This window comes from Streptomyces sp. NBC_00250, from assembly GCF_036192275.1.
Taxonomy (GTDB): Bacteria; Actinomycetota; Actinomycetes; order Streptomycetales; family Streptomycetaceae; genus Streptomyces.
Genome location: NZ_CP108088.1, coordinates 5,997,599 through 6,016,745, shown reverse-complemented (window position 1 = coordinate 6,016,745; position 19,147 = coordinate 5,997,599). Strand labels below are relative to the sequence as shown.

General features: G+C 73.2%; 15 protein-coding genes. 6 read left to right on the top strand and 9 right to left on the bottom strand.

Translation table 11 applies throughout. The features are described 5' to 3' along the window. Positions 1 to 19 precede the first annotated feature (19 nt). The 3 genes from OG259_RS27200 to pepN all read left to right on the top strand — a co-directional run bounded on the left by OG259_RS27200 (position 20) and on the right by pepN (position 4,446). Positions 20 to 562 (top strand): CGNR zinc finger domain-containing protein, encoded by a 543-nt coding sequence (locus OG259_RS27200; RefSeq protein ID WP_328944641.1) that lies wholly within the window; start codon positions 20 to 22, stop codon positions 560 to 562. Between the two features lie 103 nt (positions 563 to 665). Next, positions 666 to 1,685: an aspartate-semialdehyde dehydrogenase gene (locus OG259_RS27195; protein ID WP_328944640.1), complete on the top strand. Its 1,020-nt coding sequence runs from the start codon at positions 666 to 668 to the stop codon at positions 1,683 to 1,685. Between the two features lie 184 nt (positions 1,686 to 1,869). Beyond that, positions 1,870 to 4,446, top strand: coding sequence for an aminopeptidase N (gene pepN, locus OG259_RS27190; protein ID WP_328944639.1), 2,577 nt, complete (start codon positions 1,870 to 1,872; stop codon positions 4,444 to 4,446). 68 nt (positions 4,447 to 4,514) lie between these two features. Here pepN and OG259_RS27185 read toward each other — a convergent pair whose 3' ends face one another. The 5 genes from OG259_RS27185 to OG259_RS27165 form a co-directional block, all read right to left on the bottom strand. Then, the gene (locus OG259_RS27185) at positions 4,515 to 6,239 is read right to left on the bottom strand and encodes a VCBS repeat-containing protein (RefSeq protein WP_328944638.1); all 1,725 of its coding nucleotides are present in this window, start codon (positions 6,237 to 6,239) and stop codon (positions 4,515 to 4,517) included. A 128-nt stretch (positions 6,240 to 6,367) separates the two neighbouring features. Further along, positions 6,368 to 7,489: an allantoicase gene (gene alc, locus OG259_RS27180; protein WP_328944637.1), complete on the bottom strand. Its 1,122-nt coding sequence runs from the start codon at positions 7,487 to 7,489 to the stop codon at positions 6,368 to 6,370. 59 nt (positions 7,490 to 7,548) lie between these two features. After that, on the bottom strand, positions 7,549 to 8,475 hold the full coding sequence (locus tag OG259_RS27175; RefSeq protein ID WP_266891936.1) for a LysR family transcriptional regulator: 927 nt from the start codon (positions 8,473 to 8,475) through the stop codon (positions 7,549 to 7,551). A gap of 10 nt (positions 8,476 to 8,485) precedes the next feature. Further along, the gene (locus OG259_RS27170; RefSeq protein ID WP_443052024.1) at positions 8,486 to 9,412 is read right to left on the bottom strand and encodes a DMT family transporter; all 927 of its coding nucleotides are present in this window, start codon (positions 9,410 to 9,412) and stop codon (positions 8,486 to 8,488) included. A 5-nt stretch (positions 9,413 to 9,417) separates the two neighbouring features. Next, positions 9,418 to 10,359 carry an EamA family transporter gene (locus OG259_RS27165; protein ID WP_328944636.1) on the bottom strand — a complete coding sequence of 314 codons (942 nt, stop codon included), beginning with the start codon at positions 10,357 to 10,359 and terminating at the stop codon, positions 9,418 to 9,420. Between the two features lie 135 nt (positions 10,360 to 10,494). On the opposite strand from OG259_RS27165, the gene OG259_RS27160 reads away from it, so the two are divergent. Further along, the gene (locus tag OG259_RS27160; RefSeq protein WP_328944635.1) at positions 10,495 to 11,001 is read left to right on the top strand and encodes a MarR family winged helix-turn-helix transcriptional regulator; all 507 of its coding nucleotides are present in this window, start codon (positions 10,495 to 10,497) and stop codon (positions 10,999 to 11,001) included. Between the two features lie 165 nt (positions 11,002 to 11,166). Here the strand turns inward: OG259_RS27160 and OG259_RS27155 are convergent, their stop codons facing one another. From OG259_RS27155 to OG259_RS27145, 3 genes are read right to left on the bottom strand one after another with little or no spacing between them, the layout of a single operon-like run. After that, entirely contained in the window at positions 11,167 to 11,394 is a 228-nt protein-coding gene (locus OG259_RS27155) for a hypothetical protein (RefSeq protein ID WP_266891942.1), read from the bottom strand. A gap of 20 nt (positions 11,395 to 11,414) precedes the next feature. Beyond that, positions 11,415 to 13,514, bottom strand: coding sequence for a 4-alpha-glucanotransferase (gene malQ / locus OG259_RS27150; protein ID WP_328944634.1), 2,100 nt, complete (start codon positions 13,512 to 13,514; stop codon positions 11,415 to 11,417). A gap of 1 nt (position 13,515) precedes the next feature. Continuing rightward, the gene (locus OG259_RS27145) at positions 13,516 to 13,713 is read right to left on the bottom strand and encodes a hypothetical protein (RefSeq protein WP_328947340.1); all 198 of its coding nucleotides are present in this window, start codon (positions 13,711 to 13,713) and stop codon (positions 13,516 to 13,518) included. Between the two features lie 237 nt (positions 13,714 to 13,950). On the opposite strand from OG259_RS27145, the gene OG259_RS27140 reads away from it, so the two are divergent. Next, positions 13,951 to 17,166, top strand: a complete 3,216-nt coding sequence (locus OG259_RS27140; RefSeq protein ID WP_328944633.1) for a beta-N-acetylglucosaminidase domain-containing protein — start codon at positions 13,951 to 13,953, stop codon at positions 17,164 to 17,166. Positions 17,167 to 17,242: 76 nt separating this feature from the next. Here OG259_RS27140 and OG259_RS27135 read toward each other — a convergent pair whose 3' ends face one another. Then, positions 17,243 to 17,806, bottom strand: coding sequence for an HNH endonuclease (locus tag OG259_RS27135; protein ID WP_030325842.1), 564 nt, complete (start codon positions 17,804 to 17,806; stop codon positions 17,243 to 17,245). Between the two features lie 237 nt (positions 17,807 to 18,043). Here OG259_RS27135 and OG259_RS27130 point away from each other — a divergent pair, with 237 nt between their 5' ends. Then, positions 18,044 to 19,123 carry a mechanosensitive ion channel family protein gene (locus OG259_RS27130; protein WP_443052022.1) on the top strand — a complete coding sequence of 360 codons (1,080 nt, stop codon included), beginning with the start codon at positions 18,044 to 18,046 and terminating at the stop codon, positions 19,121 to 19,123. The last annotated feature ends 24 nt before the right edge of the window (positions 19,124 to 19,147 follow it).

Here is a 19,147-nt window from a genome sequence, read left to right as displayed (position 1 = left end):
ATCGAGGAGGGTTCCCGCCATGACCGCCATCGACCCACGGCCGCTCGTCGGCGAGCCCGTCTCCCTTGATCTGCTCAACACCCGCTGGAACGACGAGGGCGCCCGACAGGACCTGCTCACCGGGGTCGAGGGGCTCGCCGTCTGGCTCGCCGCCAACCGTCTCGACGGGCGGTTCACCGCCGACGCCACCACCCTGCGCCACACCCTCACCGCCCGGGACGCCCTCGCCGCGCTCGTCGACCACCCCGGCGACCCCACGGCCACCGCCCGCGTCGACACCGTCCTCGGCCACGGCCGCATCCGGGCCACGCTCACCGCCGACGGCCCCGGCGAGCGGCCCGAGTTCACGGACCCGGCCTGGGGTCCCGGCTGGACCGCCGCCCGCGACTACCTCGACCTGCTGCGCACCGCCCCCGACCGCATCCGGGCCTGCGCGCACGAGGCGTGCATCCTGCACTTCTTCGACACCTCGCGGAACGGCACCCGCCGCTGGTGCTCGATGGCGATCTGCGGCAACCGCGCCAAGGCCTCCCGGCACTACGCCCGCACCAAGGAGAGCTGACCCTCTTTCGTCCCGTCCCTTGGACAATGGATTGGACAAGGCGACCCGGGACATACGCATCATGGACCGGCAGCAACCTGCACATACGTACGGAGGAGTCCCCGTGAAGGTCGGAATCGTCGGAGCCACCGGTCAGGTCGGCACAGTCATGCGCAGCATCCTGGCCGAGCGGAGCTTCCCCCTCGACGAGCTGCGGCTCTTCGCCTCCGCCCGCTCCGCCGGCACCGTCGTGGACGGCGTCACGGTCGAGGACGCCTCCACCGCCGACTACACCGGCCTGGACATCGTCCTGTTCTCCGCCGGCGGCGCCACCTCCCGCGCCCTCGCCGAGAAGGTCGCCTCCCAGGGCGCCGTCGTGATCGACAACTCCTCCGCCTGGCGCGGCGACCCCGAGGTCCCGCTGGTGGTCTCCGAGGTCAACGCGCACGCGATCAAGGACCGCCCCAAGGGCATCATCGCCAACCCGAACTGCACCACGATGGCCGCCATGCCGGTCCTCAAGCCGCTCCACCAGGAGGCCGGCCTCACCGCGCTGATCGCCACCACCTACCAGGCCGTCTCCGGCTCGGGCGTGGCCGGTGTCGCCGAGCTGCGCAACCAGGCGTGCGCCGTGGCCGAGACCGCCGACCAGCTGGCCTTCGACGGCGAGGCCGTCGAGTTCCCCGAGCCGACCGTCTACAAGCGCCCGATCGCGTTCAACGTGGTCCCGCTGGCCGGTTCCCTCGTCGACGACGGCTCCTTCGAGACCGACGAGGAGCAGAAGCTCCGCAACGAGTCCCGCAAGATCCTGGAGATCCCCGGCCTCAAGGTCTCCGGCACCTGCGTGCGCGTCCCGGTCTTCTCCGGCCACTCCCTCCAGGTGAACGTCCGCTTCGAGCGCCCGATCAGCGTCGAGCGCGCCTACGAGCTGCTCAAGGACGCCGAGGGCGTCGTGCTCTCCGAGATCCCGACCCCGCTCCAGGCGGCCGGCAAGGACGCCTCGTACGTGGGCCGCATCCGCGTCGACGAGACCGTCGACAACGGTCTCGCGCTGTTCCTCTCCAACGACAACCTGCGCAAGGGCGCGGCGCTGAACGCCGTGCAGATCGCGGAGCTCGTCGCGGCGGAGCTCAAGGGCGCCTGACGCCCCCAGCGGTACGAGGGCGGCCATCCGGGGACGGGTGGCCGCCCTCTCGCGTTCGCCCCGGAAAACGTCCGGCGTTCGTCCTGGGAAATGTCTCGCGTTCGCCCTGGGAAATGTCTCGTGCGTTGCCGACGCGCCCCGTGGAAGGATGGGCCAAACATCACAAAACCGAGGAGTTGACCGGGTGCCTGGCACAAACCTGACCCGTGAAGAGGCGCAGCAGCGGGCGAAGCTGCTGACCGTGGACGCGTACGAGGTCGAACTCGACCTCTCCGGTGCGCAGGAGGGCGGCACCTACCGGTCCGTCACCACCGTCCGCTTCGATTCCGCCGAGGCCGGTGCCTCGACCTTCATCGACCTCGTCGCGCCCGCCGTCCACGAGGTCGTGCTGAACGGCCACGCGCTCGACGTCGCCGCCGTCTTCCGCGACTCGCGGATCGCGCTGGCCCACCTGGTCGCGGGCCGCAACGAGCTGAAGGTCGTCGCCGACTGCGCGTACACCAACACCGGTGAGGGCCTGCACCGCTTCGTCGACCCGGTCGACGACCAGGCCTATCTGTACACGCAGTTCGAGGTGCCGGACGCGCGTCGCGTCTTCGCCTCGTTCGAGCAGCCCGACCTCAAGGCGACCTTCCAGTTCACCGTGAAGGCGCCGACGGGCTGGAAGGTCATCTCCAACTCGCCGACCCCGGCGCCCAAGGACGACCTCTGGGTCTTCGAGCCGACCCCGCGGATCTCCACGTACATCACCGCGCTGATCGTCGGCCCGTACTACTCGGTGCACTCCTCGTACGAGAAGGACGGGCAGAACGTCCCGCTGGGCATCTACTGCCGTCCGTCGCTCGCCGAGTTCCTCGACGCGGACCACATCTTCGACGTGACCCGTCAGGGCTTCGACTGGTTCCAGGAGAAGTTCGCGTACGACTACCCGTTCGCGAAGTACGACCAGCTCTTCGTGCCGGAGTTCAACGCGGGCGCGATGGAGAACGCGGGCGCGGTCACCATCCGCGACCAGTACGTCTTCCGCTCTAAGGTGACGGACGCGGCGTACGAGCGGCGCGCCGAGACCATCCTGCACGAGCTCGCCCACATGTGGTTCGGCGACCTCGTCACCATGGAGTGGTGGAACGACCTCTGGCTGAACGAGTCGTTCGCCACCTACACCTCCGTCGCCTGCCAGGCCTCGGTGGCGGGCACCCGCTGGCCCAACGCCTGGACGACCTTCGCCAACGCGGAGAAGACCTGGGCCTACCGCCAGGACCAGCTGCCGTCGACGCACCCGATCATGGCCGAGATCAACGACCTGGAGGACGTGCTCGTCAACTTCGACGGGATCACGTACGCCAAGGGCGCGAGCGTCCTGAAGCAGCTCGTGGCCTACGTCGGCCAGGACGAGTTCTTCAAGGGCGTCCAGGCCTACTTCCAGGCCCACGCCTTCGGCAACACGCGCCTGTCCGACCTCCTCGGCGCCCTGGAGGAGACCTCCGGCCGCGACCTGAAGACCTGGTCGAAGGCATGGCTGGAGACGGCCGGCATCAACATCCTCCGTCCGGAGATCGAGACCGACGAGAACGGCGCCATCACCGCCTTCGCCGTCAAGCAGGAGGCCCCCGCGCTGCCCGCCGGCGCCAAGGGCGAGGCCGTCCTGCGCCCGCACCGGATCGCGATCGGCTTCTACGACCTCGACGCGGCCGGCAAGCTGGTCCGCACCGAGCGCCTCGAACTCGACATCGAGGCCGCCGAGCTGACCGCCGTACCGCAGCTCGTGGGCAAGTCCCGCCCGGCGGTCGTCCTCCTCAACGACGACGACCTGTCGTACGCCAAGGTCCGCCTCGACGAGGTGTCCCTGCAGAACGTCACCGCGCACCTCGGCGACTTCGCCGAGTCGCTGCCGCGCGCCCTGTGCTGGGCCTCGGCCTGGGACATGACCCGCGACGGCGAACTGGCCACCCGCGACTACCTGGAGCTCGTGCTCTCTGGTGTCGCCAAGGAGTCGGACATCGGCGTGGTCCAGTCGCTGCAGGGCCAGGTCAGGGCCGCCCTCGAGCTGTACGCGGCGCCGGAGTGGCGGGCCACCGGGCTCGCGCGCTGGGGCACCTTCTCCCAGGAGCAGCTGCGCGCCGCCGACGGCGGCAGCGACCACCAGCTGGCGTGGGCGCGTGCCTTCGCGGCGACCGCCCGTACGGACGCGGAGCTCGACGTGCTCGCGGGGCTGCTCGACGGCTCCGAGGTCATCGAGGGTCTGGCCGTCGACACCGAGCTGCGCTGGGCGTTCGTGCAGCGCCTCGCCGCCACCGGCCGCTTCGACGAGGCGGAGATCGCCGCCGAGCTGGAGCGCGACCGTACGGCGGCGGGCGAGCGGCACGCGGCCACCGCGCGCGCGGCCCGTCCGACGGAGGCGGCGAAGGCGGAGGCCTGGGCCTCGGTCGTCGAGGACGACAAGCTGGCGAACGCCGTGCAGGAGGCCGTCATCGGCGGCTTCGTCCAGTACGACCAGCGCGAGCTGCTCGCCCCGTTCACGGCGAAGTACTTCGCGTCGATCAAGGGCATCTCGGAGACCCGCAGCCACGAGATCGTCCAGCAGATCGTGGTCGGTCTCTACCCGTCGCTCCAGGTCTCGCAGGAGACCCTGGACGCGACGGACGCGTGGATCGCCGAGCACAACCCGGCGCCGGCGCTGCGGCGTCTGGTGACCGAGAGCCGCGCGGGCGTCGAGCGTGCGCTCAAGGCGCGGGCGGCGGACGCGGCCGCGGCGAAGTAGCCACCTGTCGGAGGGGCCCCGGACCGACGCGGTCCGGGGCCCCTTCGGCGTACCGGCGTTCCGGTGGATCAGCCCAGGGCCTTCATCCACTGCCAGCCGCCGGTGCCGATGGTCGTCGGGCTGCCGAGTCCGGTGGGCGTGCCCGGGAGGAACTCCAGGTTCTCGGCGGTGCCGGAGGTACGGGTGGTCCACAGGTCCGGGAGGCCGTCGCCGGTCACGTCGCCGGCCGAGACGGAGAGACGGCGGTCGGCCGCGGTCCACGGGCCGCCGGTGAGGTCCACCGGGTCGGCCAGGTGCAGGCCGCCCCGGCTCGCGTACAGCTTGAGCTCGCCGGTGGCCCGGTCGCGGCCCCATACGTCGGCCTTGGCGTCGCCGGTCACGTCGCCGGGCAGGAGCACGTCGTAGCCGGCCCACTCGGAGTCGCCGATCTGCAGCGCGGCCTTGGCGGCGAAGGTCGGCCGGCCGTCGACGGCGGGGCCGCCGCGGTGCAGCCACAGGCCGGTCACGCTGCGGACGAGGACGTCGGGCAGGCCGTCGCCGTCCACGTCACCGGCCGCGAACGGGGTGATGTTCGTCCAGCCGGTGGGGCGGCCGCCCATGGCGATCCGGGTGCCGAGCTCGCCGCTGCCGGTGTTGGGGTAGACCCACAGGTCGTCGCCGATCCGGGCGACGACGTCCTCGCGGCCGTCGCCGGTCCAGTCGCCGCGGTGGCTGATCACCGCGGTGGCCCAGCCGCCGGTGCCGATCTGGCGCTGGACGCCGACACCGCCGCCGCCGGTGCCGGAGTAGAGGCGCAGGTTGCCGTCGTCCTTGGCGGCCAGGAAGTCCGGTCGGCCGTCGCCGGTGAGGTCGCCGCCGGTGCCGGAGCCCGCGCGGGTCTCGGGGTGGGCGGCGGCGCGCAGCAGCTTGTGGTCGGAGAGCGGCTTGGTGCCGGGCGACTCGGGTTCGAGCGCGTCGGCCCGTACGGTGTGGAAGTCGCCCGCGGTGAGGAAGACGTGGTCGAACTTCCTGCCGCTGGCCACCGTGGCCTCGCCGGAACGGCAGGAGGTGGCGCCGCTCGTGACGCACTCCTCGGTGAAGAATTCCCGGTCGTTCTCGTCGGCCTCGGCGAACGGTCCGGTGCCGGGGCCGCCGCGCCGTATCGGGTCCAGGGCGGGGTCGTAGACCGGTTCCGTGCCCGCGTTGAGGTCGGTGCCCAGGATCACCGGGACTCCCGCGGCCCAGGTGTCGATCTTCGCGATCGCCTGCGCGGAGCCGTTGTCCGGCTTGATGTACTGGGCGAGGTGGGTGGTGCAGGCCAGGGTCGTACGGCCGTCGACCGGGCCGCGCGCGCAGAGCACCGCGCGGGCCTCCGTGTTCGCCGGGACGGTCAGGTTCGCCGCGTACCGCTCCACGGCCGGGGCCTTGACGAAGACGCCGAGGCCGAACCGGGTGTCGGTGGGCGACCACTTGGCGCAGTCGGGGTCGGTCGTGGTGGAGGTCCACACGCCGCTGTAGCCGGGGAGGGCGTCGCGCAGGGCGGCCCACTGCCCGAAGCACAACTCCTGGAGCATGAGGGCGTCCGTGTCCCAGGCAAGCGTCTGGTCACGGAGTCGGGCCGTCCAGGTCGCCGGGTCGAGGTCGCTCTGGCAGACGTGCGCGCCGCAGACGTTGTACGTGATGGTGCGCACCGGCGGCGCGGTGGCCGGGTCCACGGTGTCGGCCGCGGCCACGGTCACCGTGCCGGCGAGCAGCGCCAGGACGGCGGTGAGCCGAACTCCCCAGCGCAGGGCGGTTCTTCGAAGGCGTGTCATTCGGATCACCCTACTGATCATCATGACGCGTACCGATCATCGAGAACCTGCCGTGAGGTCCGCCCGGCGGGCGGGCGTCGGCGCGCGGCCGCGCCGCCGGGCGGAAGTCCTGTGGCTCTCGGCCTCGCTCAGCCGCCGAGTGCGGTGAACCGGGCGCGCAGATCGGCCGCGCCCTGCTCCGTCAGCGCCCCGTGCAGCCGCATCCGGGCGACGCCGCCGTCGGGGAAGGCGTCCAGGCGGACATGGGTGACGACGGCCTGGGCGGGCAGCTTGAAGCGGTGGAGGGTGTCGGGCTGGAGCTTGGTCCGGGGGATGATCTCGAACCACTCCCCCGTCTCACCGTTGCGCCCCTGGAGGGCGATCCAGCCCGCCGAGTTGCCCTTGAGGTAGGCGGTGTCGATCTCGACGGCGCGGACGGCGCTCTGCGCGGCGAGCCGGAAGCGCACCCAGTCGTTGGTGCCGCGCACCCGGCGGCGGCGGTTCTCCCAGCCGTCGTCCATCTTGCGGGAGGTGCCGGGCAGGATGATCTGGGTCGGCGAGGAGTAGAACTTGTCCGAGGCGTCCTCGTACGAACCGCCGTTGAGTACGGAGATGAGGTCGAGGGTGCCGAGCAGCTCCAGCCACTCGGGGTCGGGCACGACCTCGCCGTGGACGCGGAGGCGGGCGATGCCGCCGTCGGGGTGCTGGCAGACCCGGAGGTGGGTCCAGCGGCGCTCGGCGGTGATGGTGAAGCCGTTGGCGGCGTGGCCCCGGACGGGGGTCGGCGGGACGAGCTCCTCCCACTTGGCGTCGAGCAGTTCCTCGGGGCTGGGCGAGCCTTCCACCGAGGTGGCCTGGATGCTCACGCGCTGCGGGTAGTTGCCGCGGAAGTGGGCGGTGTCGACGATGATGCCGCGGATCACGCCGGGGGCGCCGAGCCGGACGATCGCCCAGTCGTGGTCCTCGGGGGCGGGGAAGACGTTCTCGGCGTCGGCGCCACGGCGGCGGCGGGTCTCCCAGCCGTCCATGATCTTGCCCTTGTGGCCGAAGTGCTCCGGGTCGAAGACGGCCCGCTCGCGGACGAGGAGGTTCTCGCGCTCGGCGAAGAACTCGTCGTTCGCGGCGACGACCCCGGCGCCGAGGCGCCGGTCCGCGAGGTCGACGAGCTCGGTGAAGGGGAAGTCACCGGTCCGGTAGTCGGCGTACGGGTCGCCGCCGGAGTAGGGGGCGGCGTCGTTGGCGTGCGGGTCCTGGCTCGTCTCGAAGGTCATGCGTCGACTGTGCGCTCGGAGCACCTGGTCGGTCCATCGAATGTTTTCGACAGACATCTTCAGTTCTGCTGAACGGTTTCCCGTTGGGCGGCCGCCTGCCGGAGCGCGGCGAGCACCCTGGCCACCGCCGGGCCCTCCTCCGCCCCGCGCCGTACCGCCGCGACGACATGGCGGCGCGGCTGGTCGGCCGCGAGGACGCGCATGACGACCCCGGCGCCGCCCCGGCGTTCCGCCGAGGCCATCCGGGGCACCAGGGCGACGCCCATCCCGGCCTCGACCATGGCGAGGATCGCGGTCCAGCCGGAGGCGCTGTGCGCCTGCTCGGGCACGAAGCCGGCGGCCTCGCAGGCGGCGGTGGTGATCTCCGACCACGGGCCGGAGCCGCCGAAGATCCACGGCTCGGCGGCGAGGTCGGCGAGCCGCAGTCCCGGCGCGTCGGCCTGCGGGTGCCCGGCGGGCAGGGCCACGTCGAGGGGGTCGGCGAGCAGCGGGACCCGGCTGAACTTGGGGTCGCGCACGGAGGGGGCGTGCGCGGCGAGCGAGAGTGCCAGATCGACCTCGCCGGCCGAGAGCAGTTCGTACGCCTCCGCCGCCTCGGCCTCCCGGATCCGGACGTCGAGCCCCGGGTGCGCGCTCCGCAACTGCCGTACGGCGGGCACCAGGAGGGCGGGCACGGACGTCGAGAACGCCGCCACCCGCACCTGTCCGGCCTCGCCCCGCAGATAGCCGTCGAGTTCGGCGTCGGCGCGCTCCAGCTGGGCGAAGACCACCTCCGCGTGCCGCAGCACCAGATGGGCGGCGTCGGTGAGGCGAACCCGGCGGCCCTGGGCTTCCAGGAGCCGTACGCCGAGCTGTTTGGCGAGGTTGGTGAGCTGCTGCGACACGGCCGAGGGGGTCATGAGCAGCGCCTCCGCGGTCGCGGTGACGGTGCCGCGGTCACGGAGGGTGCGGAGGATCTGGAGCTTCTTGATGTCCCACTCGGTCATGGGGCGCAACCTATCGGGCGGAGCTCAGCGCCACTCCGCCGAGGATGAGGGCCATGCTCGCGCCGCCGAGGAGGCCGAGCCGCTCACCGAGGAGGGCGTACGAGAGGAGGGCGACGCAGACGGGCTGGAGGTAGTAGACGATCCCGGCGCGGGCGGCGCCGATGAGGCCGATGGCCTTGTTCCAGGCGAAGAAGGCGACGGCGGAGGAGAACACGCCGACGTAGACGAGCGGGCCGACGGTGCCGGTCGTGGGCGCGAAACCGCCCTGGGTCGCGAGGCTGACCGCGTACACCGGAAGCAGCATCAGGGCGCCGAGGAGGAAGGTCGCGTAGAGGAAGACGACCCCGCCGAGTCCGTCGGGACGGCGCTTGAGCAGGGCGCTGTACGAGGCGAAGCTGAGGGCCGCGGCGAACATCCACAGGTCTCCGGCGCCGAGCCGGACCGGAAGCGCGCCCTTGCCGACCAGGAGCAGCACTCCGGCACAGGCGATCGCCATGCCCGTCACGCGCCGGGCGCCGAGCCGGGCGCCGCCGAACCGCTCGTACAGCGCCATGATCACCGGCGAGGCGGCCATGATCATGCCCATGTTGCCGGCGGAGGTGGTGAGTCCGGCCTGGTTGACGAGGGTGTTGTAGACGGTGATGCCGAGCAGCGAGGCGAGGGCGACGAAGCCGAGGTGGCGACGGACCAGGTGCCGTTGCCGCCAGGTGGCGCGGGCGGCGAGGGGGGTGACGACGAGGATCGCCACGATCCAGCGCCAGAAGGCGGCCTGGACGGGCGGGACGGTGTCGTGCAGGGCGCGGGCGGCGACGAAGCTGCCGGACCAGACGACGGTGGCGAGCAGGGCGAGGAGCACGCCGAAGCCGGCGCCTCGGACGGGCGCCGGCTTCCGGGTGGCGGTCGTGGTCGGGTGACGTGCGGCGGTGATCAGGCTCATGCCGCCTACCGTCGCACCCCCGAAACCTCCAGGTCCATCGAAACTTCCTGACCGTTCTTTTCAGTTTCACTGAACGATTCGGGTCCCTTCGGAGTGCGGGGGCTCAGCTGGCCCGCCAGGGTGGCGACGAAGGCGATCACCATGCCGAGCAGCTGCACCGGACCGAGCGCCTGGCCGAGCGCCGCCCAGCCGATGATCGCGGCGGTGATCGGGGAGAGCGGGCCGAGGAGGGTGACCGAGGAGGCGCTGAGCCGCTCGATGCCGCGGAACCAGAGGAAGTACGAGATCGCGGTGTTGCCGAGGGCGAGGTAGGCGTAGCCGGCCAGGTTGGTGCCGGTCAGGGCCGGCGGGGCGCCTTCGATCAGGAAGGCGATCGGCAGGATGACCAGGCCGCCGGCGGTGAGCTGCCAGCCGGTGAGCGCGAGGGCGCCGACACCCTCGGGGCGGCCCCAGCGCTTGGTGAAGACGACACCCGCCGACATGGACAGGGAGGAGAGCAGTCCGGCGAGCACACCGATCGTGTCGAACGCCGCCCCGGCCTTGAGGACCACCAGGCTGACGCCGAAGGCGGCGGCGATGGCGGTGAGCAGGGTCTTCGCCGTGGGCTTCTCGCCGAGGAAGAGGGCGGCCAGGCCGACGACGAAGAGCGGGCCGACCGAGCCGACGACGGCGGCGATGCCGCCGGGGAGCCGGTAGGCGGCGAGGAAGAGCAGCGGGAAGAAGGCGCCGATGTTGAGGGCTCCGAGGACCGCGGACTTCCACCACCAGGCACCCTGCGGGAGCTTGCGGGTGAGCGCCAGGAGCATCAGTCCGGCGGGCAGGGCACGCATCAGGCCGGTGAAGAGCGGCCGGTCGGGCGGCAGGAACTCCGTGGTGACGAAGTAGGTGGAACCCCAGGAGATCGGGGCCAGGGCGGTCAGCGCGACGACGGCGGCCTTGCGGGACATGACGGTTTCCCCCTTGATGCGGATGCCGGTGCGGTGGGCCCCGGACTGGCTTGGCGGTGATTAACTTACCACTAAGCTACTCACTTGCAAGTGGCTTAGTTGCCATCGAGGAGGAAAGGAGGGAAGACTGGAACCATGGACACGCAGACCCCCGCCCACGACGCCGTCGACGCGATCGCCGACCAGTGGGCGGCCGTCCGCCCGGACCTGGACACCGTCCCCATGGCGGTCTTCGGGCGGATCTACCGACTGGCCAACGCCATGCGCGGCAAGGTGGACAAGGCGTACGCGCCCTACGGCATGGCGCTCGGGGAGTTCGACGTGCTCGCGACCCTGCGCCGCTCCGGGGAGCCGTACACGCTCTCACCCCGCGAACTGACCGCCACGCTGATGATCACCACCGGCGGGATGACCGGCCGGCTCGACAAGCTGGAGAAGGCCGGACTGCTGACCCGCAGCCCCGACCCGAACGACCGCCGCGGGTTGCGGGTCACCCTCAGCGAGCGCGGCAAGGAGCTGGTGGACCAGGCGGTCGGGGCCGGTCTCGGGGAGCAGCGGGCGGCCCTGGAGGGCGCGCTCACCGCCGAGGAGGCGGAGCAGCTGGCCGGGCTGCTGCGCAAACTGCTCGCGACCACGGCGTGAGGCCCTCCGGGGCCCGAACGGGCCCCGGAGGCCGCTGGGCACGCCCTGGAACGGGCTCAACGCACGCAAGGGCGCCGCACGGTACGAGTACCGCTCAACGCACGCAAGGGCGCCGCACGGTACGAGTACCGTGCGGCGCCCTCGGCGAAGCGGAGGAGAAGGCGGTCAGACCTTCTTGGACTTGTCGAGCACCATCACCAGGCCGATGATCACCAGGAACAGCGCCAGCGGTGCGGCCACGAAGAGGCCGAGGGTCTCGATGACCGACAGCTTGGGGGCCGGGTCGTCGCCGTCGTCGCGGGTGAGCGCGAGCGCGGGGGACGACATGAGCAGCATCATCAGCGTCGTACCGGCCGCGAGCGAGCCGGCGCGCAGTGCGTTCTTCTTGTCCACGGTGCAAACGTAGCGAACACCTAATCGGACCGCGCGCCCGGGGGTGCCGTACGGGCGTCGGGGCCGCTCGTACGCGCGTGCAGTTCGCGCAGCAGGGCGTGCGCCCGGGGCGAGGCCGCGAGCCGCTCCAGGGTGATCGGCTGTCCGTCCGCGTCCGCGAGCGGCAGGCGCCAGTTGGGGTACTCGTCCCAGGTGCCGGGCAGGTTCTGCGGTCTGCGGTCCCCCACCGTGTCCGGCAGCCACACCCCGACCATCCGGGCGGGGGTGTCGAGCAGGAACCGGTGGACGGCCCTGATCTCGGCCTCCTCGCCCCCCGGGCCCTCCGGGAGCAGTCCGCGCCGCTGGAACAGGCCCAGCCACTCCGCGGTGTCGGCCGCGTCCGCCGCCCGCTCGCGCTCCAGGTCTCCGGAGAGCAGGCCGAGGCGGTGCCGCAGGGTGACGTGGTCGCCGGAGAGCCGGGCCGCGGTCGGGGGCAGGTCGTGGGTGGTGGCGGTGGCCACGCACGCGGCGCGCCACTCGTCCGGGTCCAGCGGGCGGCCGGTACCCGCCCAGTCCCGCTCGAACCAGAGCACGGAGGTGCCGAACACCCCGCGCGCGGCCAGCTTCTCCCGTACGCCCGGCTCGACCGTCCCGAGGTCCTCGCCGATGACGAGGGCGCCCGCGCGGTGGGCCTCCAGGACCAGGACGGCGAGCATCGCCTCCGCGTCGTACCGGACGTACGTGCCCTCGGTGGGCTCGCTGCCCTCCGGCACCCACCAGAGCCGGAACAGGCCCATCACGTGGTCGATGCGCAGCGCGCCCGCGTGGCGCAGGAGTTCGCGCAGGAGTCCCCGGTACGGGGCGTAGCCCGCGGCGGCGAGGGCGTCGGGCCGCCAGGGCGGCAGGCCCCAGTCCTGGCCCCGGGAGTTGAAGGCGTCGGGCGGGGCGCCGACCGACATGCCGGCCGCGAAGGCGTCCTGCTGGGCCCACGTGTCGGAGCCCTCCGGGTGGACGCCGACCGCCAGGTCGTGGACGATCCCGACCGCCATCCCGGCCTCGCGGGCGGCGGCCGCGGCGTCGGCGAGCTGCCGGTCCGTCAGCCAGGCGAGCCTGCAGTGGAAGTCGACCCGGGCGGCGAGGGCGGGGTCGTCGCGCACGACGGCCTCGGCGGCGCGCGGTGTGCGCAGCTCCCGGGGCCAGCTGCGCCAGTGGTGGCCGTGGCGCTCGGCGAGGGCCTGGTAGGTGGCGTGGTCCTCCAGGGCGCGGCCGCGGGCGGCGAGGAAGTCGTGGAAGTCGGCGCGCCGCCCGGGGCCGGGTTCCACGCCGCCGACGACGAGTTCGAGGGCGCGCCGCTTGACCTCCCACACGGCGTCCCGGTCGATCGCCGCGCCCTTGCCGAGGACCCGCTCGCGCAGGTCGGCGGCCTCGGCGAGGATCCGGTCGAGCTCCTCGCGGCGCTCGGGGCCGATCAGTGCGTACTCGGGGATCTCCTCGATCCGCAGATGGACCGGGTCGGGGAAGCGACGCGAGGAGGGGCGGTACGGGGAGGGGTCGCTCGGAGACCCGGGCACGCCCGCGTGGAGCGGGTTGACCTGGATGAAACCGGCGCCGTGCGTGCGGCCCGCCCAGCCGGCGAGTTCGCGCAGGTCGCCGAGGTCGCCCATGCCCCAGGAGCGGGTGGAGAGCAGCGAGTAGAGCTGGACGAGCAGCCCGTACGCGCGCCGCTCGGGGGCGGGCACGCGCGCGGGGCTGACGATCAGGGTGGCGGTGGCGGCGCGCCCGTCGGGGGCCTGCGCCCGGACCGTGTGGACGCCGAGGGGAAGGCATCCCCAGTCCTGGCCGGTGAAGGCGTCGCCGTCCTCGGTGGTGACCCGGAGCCGGGTGCCGGGCGGCAGGTCCGCCGGCGGGCGGGCGGGTTCCTCGCCGCGCCATCGGACCAGGGTCGGGGGCAACAGGCGCTCCCGGTCGGCCCGTTCGGCCGCGCCGAGGGCGGCGGCGACCGCTTCCGGCGTCGCCGCGTCCACTCCGAGGGCGCCGAGGACGGCCACCACGGTCGCGTCCGGCACGGGCACGGTGACGCCCACGGAGGGGCTGTGGGCGGTGGCGACGCCGTGACGGGCGGCGAGACGGGCCAGGGTCACTTCACACTCCGGGGGACTCCGTGCCCGCACTTCCTGGGGCGGTGGGTTCGCTGGTGAGGGGGGCCGCCACGGTCAGGGGCGGTTCGCTGGTGAGGGGCGCGGCGTCGGGGAGCGGCGGTTCGCTGGTCAGCGGTTCGCCGGCCGGGGCGGGCTGCTGCGGAATCCGTATCCGTCCGAGGTGGTGGGCGGTCGTGGTCACGGGGGTCTCCCGATTCGTCTCGACAGGTGGGACCTGGGTAACGACTGAGCCCTACCCACCGCACCTCGTTTTACCGGCGGAAAGTGGCGAAGTGACGTCACCTCGCCGACGGCTCGCCGGGCAAAGCCGACACATCGGCCACGTGCATTGACACCTCAGTGCGACGGGTGGTGGGCTCGTGACCCACTCGTGACCAAACAGGCGAGCGGCCGGCGGCCCCGGCCGAAGGGAGACTCCGTGCACCTCGGGCACCTCGGGCGCAGGAAGCGCACCGCGACGGCCGTCGCCGCCGCCGTCATCGGCGGCCTCCTCGGCGGCGCGGTGCCGGGCTCGGCGCAGGCGGTCCCGAAGGCGGTCCCGTTCGCCCCGACGGCGCCGCGGGCACCGCTCGCTCCGGCGGACCCGGCCACACCGACGACCCCGACGCCCACGGCCCCCTCCCCCACCACCGCGGACGCCGCCATCACCGCGGACGCCGCCACCCCGCGCGTGCCCGCCGTCTGGCCGCGCCCTCAGTCCCTGACCGGCTCCGGGCCCGCCGTACACCTCGGGGACGAGGTGACGCTGCTCGCGGACGCCGACGCCGATCCGTACGCCCTCGCCGCCCTGCGCGAGCTGCTGCGGGCCGCCGGGGTGCGGACCGTCCACACCGGGCTCCCGGGCCGGGGGCCGCTCTTCCGGGTCGCCGGGCCCTCCGGCGAGGCCGCCGAGGACGCACTGAGCGCCCTGCGGGTGCCCGACCGGATCGATCTGCCGCGCGGCGGCTACCGGCTCGCCACGGGCCGCCTCCAGGGCCGGGACACGGTCGTCCTGGACGGGGTGGGCGAGGACGGCCTGTTCCACGCCGTGCAGACCCTGCGTCAGCTCCTCGGCACCGGCCGGGAGATCCCCGGGGTCGTCGTGCGCGACTGGCCGGGCACGGTCGAGCGCGGGATCACCGAGGGGTTCTACGGGACCCCTTGGACCGCCGAACAGCGGCTCGACCAGATCGACTTCCTGGGCCGGACCAAGCAGAACCGCTATCTGTACGCGCCCGGCGACGACCCGTACCGCGGGGCGCAGTGGCGCGAGCCCTACCCGGCCGCCCAGCAGGCCGAGTTCCGCGCCCTCGCGGAGCGGGCCCGCGCCAACCACGTGACGCTCGGCTGGGCCGTGGCGCCCGCCCAGTCCATGTGCCTGTCCTCGGCGGGTGACATGGCGGCGCTGACGCGGAAGCTGGACGGGATGTGGGAGCTCGGGGTGCGCTCCTTCCAGCTCCAGTTCCAGGACGCCTCGTACGACGAGTGGCACTGCGACCGGGACGCCGACACCTTCGGGCGCGGTCCCGAGGCCGCGGCCGCCGCCCACGCGCGCGTGGCGAACACCGTCGCCCGGCACCTGGCCGAACGGCACCCGGACGCCGAGCCGCTGACGGTGATGCCGACGGAGTACTACCAGGACGGCACCACCGCGTACCGCACGGAGCTCGCCCGGGCGCTCGACACGGACGTGCGGGTGGCGTGGACCGGCGTCGGCGTCGTGCCCCGCACGATCACCGGCGGCGAACTGGCCACGGCCCGGGGCGCCCTGCGCCATCCGCTGGTCACCATGGACAACTACCCGGTCAACGACTACGCGCAGGACCGGCTGTTCCTCGGTCCCGCCACGGGCCGGGAGCCGGCCGTGGCCGCCGGCTCCGTCGCCTTCCTCGCGCTCGCGATGGAGCAGCCCGCGGCCTCCCGCGTCCCGCTCTTCACCACCGCCGACTACGCCTGGAACCCGCGCGGCTACCGGCCGCTGGAGTCCTGGCAGGCGGCCGTCGACGACCTCGCGGGCCCGGAGCCCGCGGCCCGCGAGGCGCTGCGTGCGCTCGCCGGGAACGGCGCCTCCTCGATCCTCGACCCGGCGGCCGAATCGGCGTACCTGAAGCCGCTCCTGGCGGCCTTCTGGGCCTCCCGCACGGGCGCGGGCACCGGCACGGACGCCCGGCGGGACGAGGCGGCACGGGAGCTGCGGGCCGCGTTCACGGTGATGCGCGAGGCACCCGGCCGGCTCTCCGGCACCGCCGGCGGCACCCTCGACGACGAGACCGGCCCCTGGCTGGAGCAGCTCTCCCGGTACGGCCGGGCGGGCGAGGCGGCGGTCGACATGCTGGTCGCCCAGGCGGCCGGTGACGGTGCGGCGGCCTGGCGGGCGCAGCTGCGCCTCGAAGAGCTGCGCAAGGAGCTGAAGGGGAGCCTGGTGACGGTCGGCGCCGGGGTGCTCGACCCGTTCCTCACGCGCGCGGTGGAGCGGGCGAAGGCCTGGACCGGCGCCGACCGGACCCCGGCGGCCCGTCCCGACCGCGCCACCGACTCGTACACCGTGCGGCTCGACCGGGCGCGGCCCGTGGAGGCCCTGACGGTGATGACGGAGCCGGGTACCGGGGCCGTGGGCGACGCGCGCGTGGAGGCGTACGTCCCGGGCGAGGGCTGGCGGGCGCTCGGCCCGCTGTCGGCGTCCGGCTGGACGCAGGCCGAACTCGACGGGCTGCGGGCCGAGGCGCTGCGGGTGGTGTGGAGCGGCGGAGGTCCGGCGCCCGAGGTGCGTTCGCTGGTGCCGTGGTTCGCGGACGGGCCTCGCGCGGGGCTCGACCTGGCGCGTACGGAGACGGACGCGGAGATCGGCGGCCCGGCCCAGCGGGTGGACGTGGAACTGTCGGGTCTGCGCGCGGGCGAGGTGCGCGGGCCGCTGACGGCGAAGGCCCCCAAGGGGATCGCGGTCGCGCTGCCGAAGCAGGCGGTGGTCGAACGCGGCGCGCGGACGACCGTTCCCCTGGAGGTGTCGGTGGCGCCGGACGCGCCCGCGGGCACGTACCGGGTGCCGGTGTCCTTCGCGGGCGAGGAGCGGGTGCTGACCGTGCGGGCCTTCCCCCGTACGGCGGGCCCCGATCTGGCTCGGACGGCGACGGCCTCCTCCTCGGGCGACGAGACGGCGGACTTCCCGGCCTCCTCGGCGGCGGACGGCGATCCGGCCACCCGCTGGTCCTCCCCGGCGGAGGACGGCGCCTGGTGGCAGCTGGAGCTTCCCGAGCCGGCCCGGATAGGGCAGGTGGTGCTGCACTGGCAGGACGCGTACGCCTCCCGCTACCGGGTCCAGGTCTCGGCCGACGGGCGCGTGTGGCGCACGGCGGCGACGGTCGCGGACGGCAAGGGCGGCCGGGAGTCGGTCCGGATGGACGCGGCGGACACCCGCTTCCTGCGGGTGCAGGGGGAGACGCGGGCGACGCGGTACGGCTATTCGCTCTGGTCGGTGGAGACCTACGCGGTGGCCCCGAAGGACCCGCCGAAGGACGCGCCGAAGAAGCCCGCGGACGAGCCCACCGGCGAGCCGGCCGCGGATCCGGCGGAACCGGAGACGGGCACGCCGGGAACGGGCACGCCGGGAACGGGCACGCCGGGAACGGGCACGCCGGAAGAGCGGCCCGCCCCCTGAGGGGCCCGCCGCTCCCGTGCCGGTGCCCGCCCCGCGTACGCGCGCCAGTCCCGCGCGCGTACGCGAAAGGCCCGGCTCAACCCGTCGTCAGCGCCCTCACTGGGGCGTCGGCGACGGAGTCGATCCGGGCCATCACATCCTCGGCTCCGTACGGCTGGAGGTACGGCAGCCAGCGGGGGTCCCGGTGTCCGGTCCCGATGATCCGCCAGGCCAGGCCGGTCGGCGGGGCCGGTTGGTGGCGCAGCCGCCAGCCGATCTCGCGCAGGTGCCGGTCGGCCTTGACGTGGTTGCAGCGGCGGCAGGCCGCCACCACGTTCTCCCAGGCGTGCGTACCCCCGCGGCTGCGCGGGATGACGTGGTCGACGCTGGTCGCGACACCCCCGCAGTACATGCAGCGCCCGCCGTCACGGGCGAAGAGGGCTCTGCGGGTCAAGGGAACGGGCCCCCGGTAGGGGACCCGCACGAAGCGCTTCAGTCGCACCACGCTGGGCGCGGGGACGACTTGGGTCTCGCTGTGCAGGAAGGCGCCGGATTCCTCGAGGCAGAGAGCCTTGTTCTCCAGGACGAGGACGAGTGCGCGGCGGAGCGGTACGACGCCGAGCGGCTCGTACGACGCGTTGAGGACCAGGACATGCGGCACGGATGCCTCCTATGACGCCGGCGGCGCGTGGCTCGCGCCGGGACGAACTGCTCTCAGTCTCTCCTCATGCCTGGTCGGAACGCCACCACGTACCGGGATCGGGGTGACGGGCCCGGCGTGTTCTCGACCACATCGGCATGTCTCCTTCTCTTTGCCCGGGTGAGGTCGGTCTCTCCCTCGAACAGGGCTACGGGACCACGTCCGACGCCCCGTTACTGTGGATGGTCTGCGTACGCGATGCCTGGAGGTTCTCCCGTGTTTTGGTCCGCCCGAGCGGCTGCCACCGAACCCGAGCCCATTCCGGTGACCCTCGACGAGGCGGCGGAGAAGGCCACGAACGCGGCGAGCTGGGTGGAGCAGAACTGGTCCACCTGGCTGAACACCGGCCTGCGCATCCTGCTGATCCTGATCGTCGCGCTGCTCCTGCGGATGGCGGTCCGGCGCGCCCTGACGAAGCTGATCGAGCGGATGAACCGCTCGGCCCAGGCGGTGGAGGGGACGGCCCTCGGCGGTCTCCTCGTCAACACCGAGCGGCGGCGGCAGCGCTCGGAGGCGATCGGCTCGGTCCTGCGTTCGGTGGCGTCGTTCCTGATCCTGGGCACGGCCGGGCTGATGATCCTGGGCGCCTTCAAGATCGACCTGGCGCCGCTGCTCGCCTCGGCCGGTGTGGCCGGTGTGGCGATCGGTTTCGGCGCCCGGAACCTGGTGACGGACTTCCTGTCGGGCGTCTTCATGATCCTGGAGGACCAGTACGGCGTCGGTGACTCGGTCGACGCGGGCGTGGCCTCCGGCGAGGTCGTGGAGGTCGGCCTGCGGGTGACGAAGCTGCGGGGCGTGGACGGCGAGATCTGGTACGTGCGCAACGGCGAGATCAAGCGGATAGGGAACCTCAGCCAGGGCTGGGCGACGGCGGGCGTGGACGTGACCGTCCGGCCGACGGAGGACCTGGATCGGGTGAAGTCCGTGATCGTCGAGGCGGCGGAGTCCATGGCGAAGGAGGAGCCGTGGAACGAGCGCCTGTGGGGTCCGGTGGAGGTGCTCGGTCTGAGCGAGGTGCTCCTCGACTCGATGACCGTCCGCGTCTCGGCGAAGACGATGCCGGGCAAGGCGCTGGGCGTGGAGCGCGAGCTGCGCTGGCGGATCAAGCGGGGCCTGGACGAGGCCGGCATCCGGATCGTGGGCGGGGTCCCGGCGCAGGCCGAGGAGTCGGCCGCCGATCCGACCGCGGGCATGGCCGCGCCTTCGGCCTTCGCCTCGACGACCTCGCCGCAGTCGGCTGCGGCGACCCCGCTGCCGAGGACGGACCTCACCAAGTAGCGGCACGCGTACGGGAACGACAAG

What these genes read in the sequence shown, in the direction of transcription:
- OG259_RS27200 (WP_328944641.1), top strand. Translation starts at nt 20, where the DNA reads ATGACCGCCATCGACCCACGGCCGCTCGTCGGCGAGCCCGTCTCCCTT.
- OG259_RS27185 (WP_328944638.1), bottom strand. Translation starts at nt 6,239, where the DNA reads ATGACACGCCTTCGAAGAACCGCCCTGCGCTGGGGAGTTCGGCTCACC.
- alc (WP_328944637.1), bottom strand. Translation starts at nt 7,489, where the DNA reads ATGACCTTCGAGACGAGCCAGGACCCGCACGCCAACGACGCCGCCCCC.
- OG259_RS27175 (WP_266891936.1), bottom strand. Translation starts at nt 8,475, where the DNA reads ATGACCGAGTGGGACATCAAGAAGCTCCAGATCCTCCGCACCCTCCGT.
- OG259_RS27170 (WP_443052024.1), bottom strand. Translation starts at nt 9,412, where the DNA reads ATGAGCCTGATCACCGCCGCACGTCACCCGACCACGACCGCCACCCGG.
- OG259_RS27165 (WP_328944636.1), bottom strand. Translation starts at nt 10,359, where the DNA reads ATGTCCCGCAAGGCCGCCGTCGTCGCGCTGACCGCCCTGGCCCCGATC.
- OG259_RS27160 (WP_328944635.1), top strand. Translation starts at nt 10,495, where the DNA reads ATGGACACGCAGACCCCCGCCCACGACGCCGTCGACGCGATCGCCGAC.
- OG259_RS27130 (WP_443052022.1), top strand. Translation starts at nt 18,044, where the DNA reads ATGCCTGGAGGTTCTCCCGTGTTTTGGTCCGCCCGAGCGGCTGCCACC.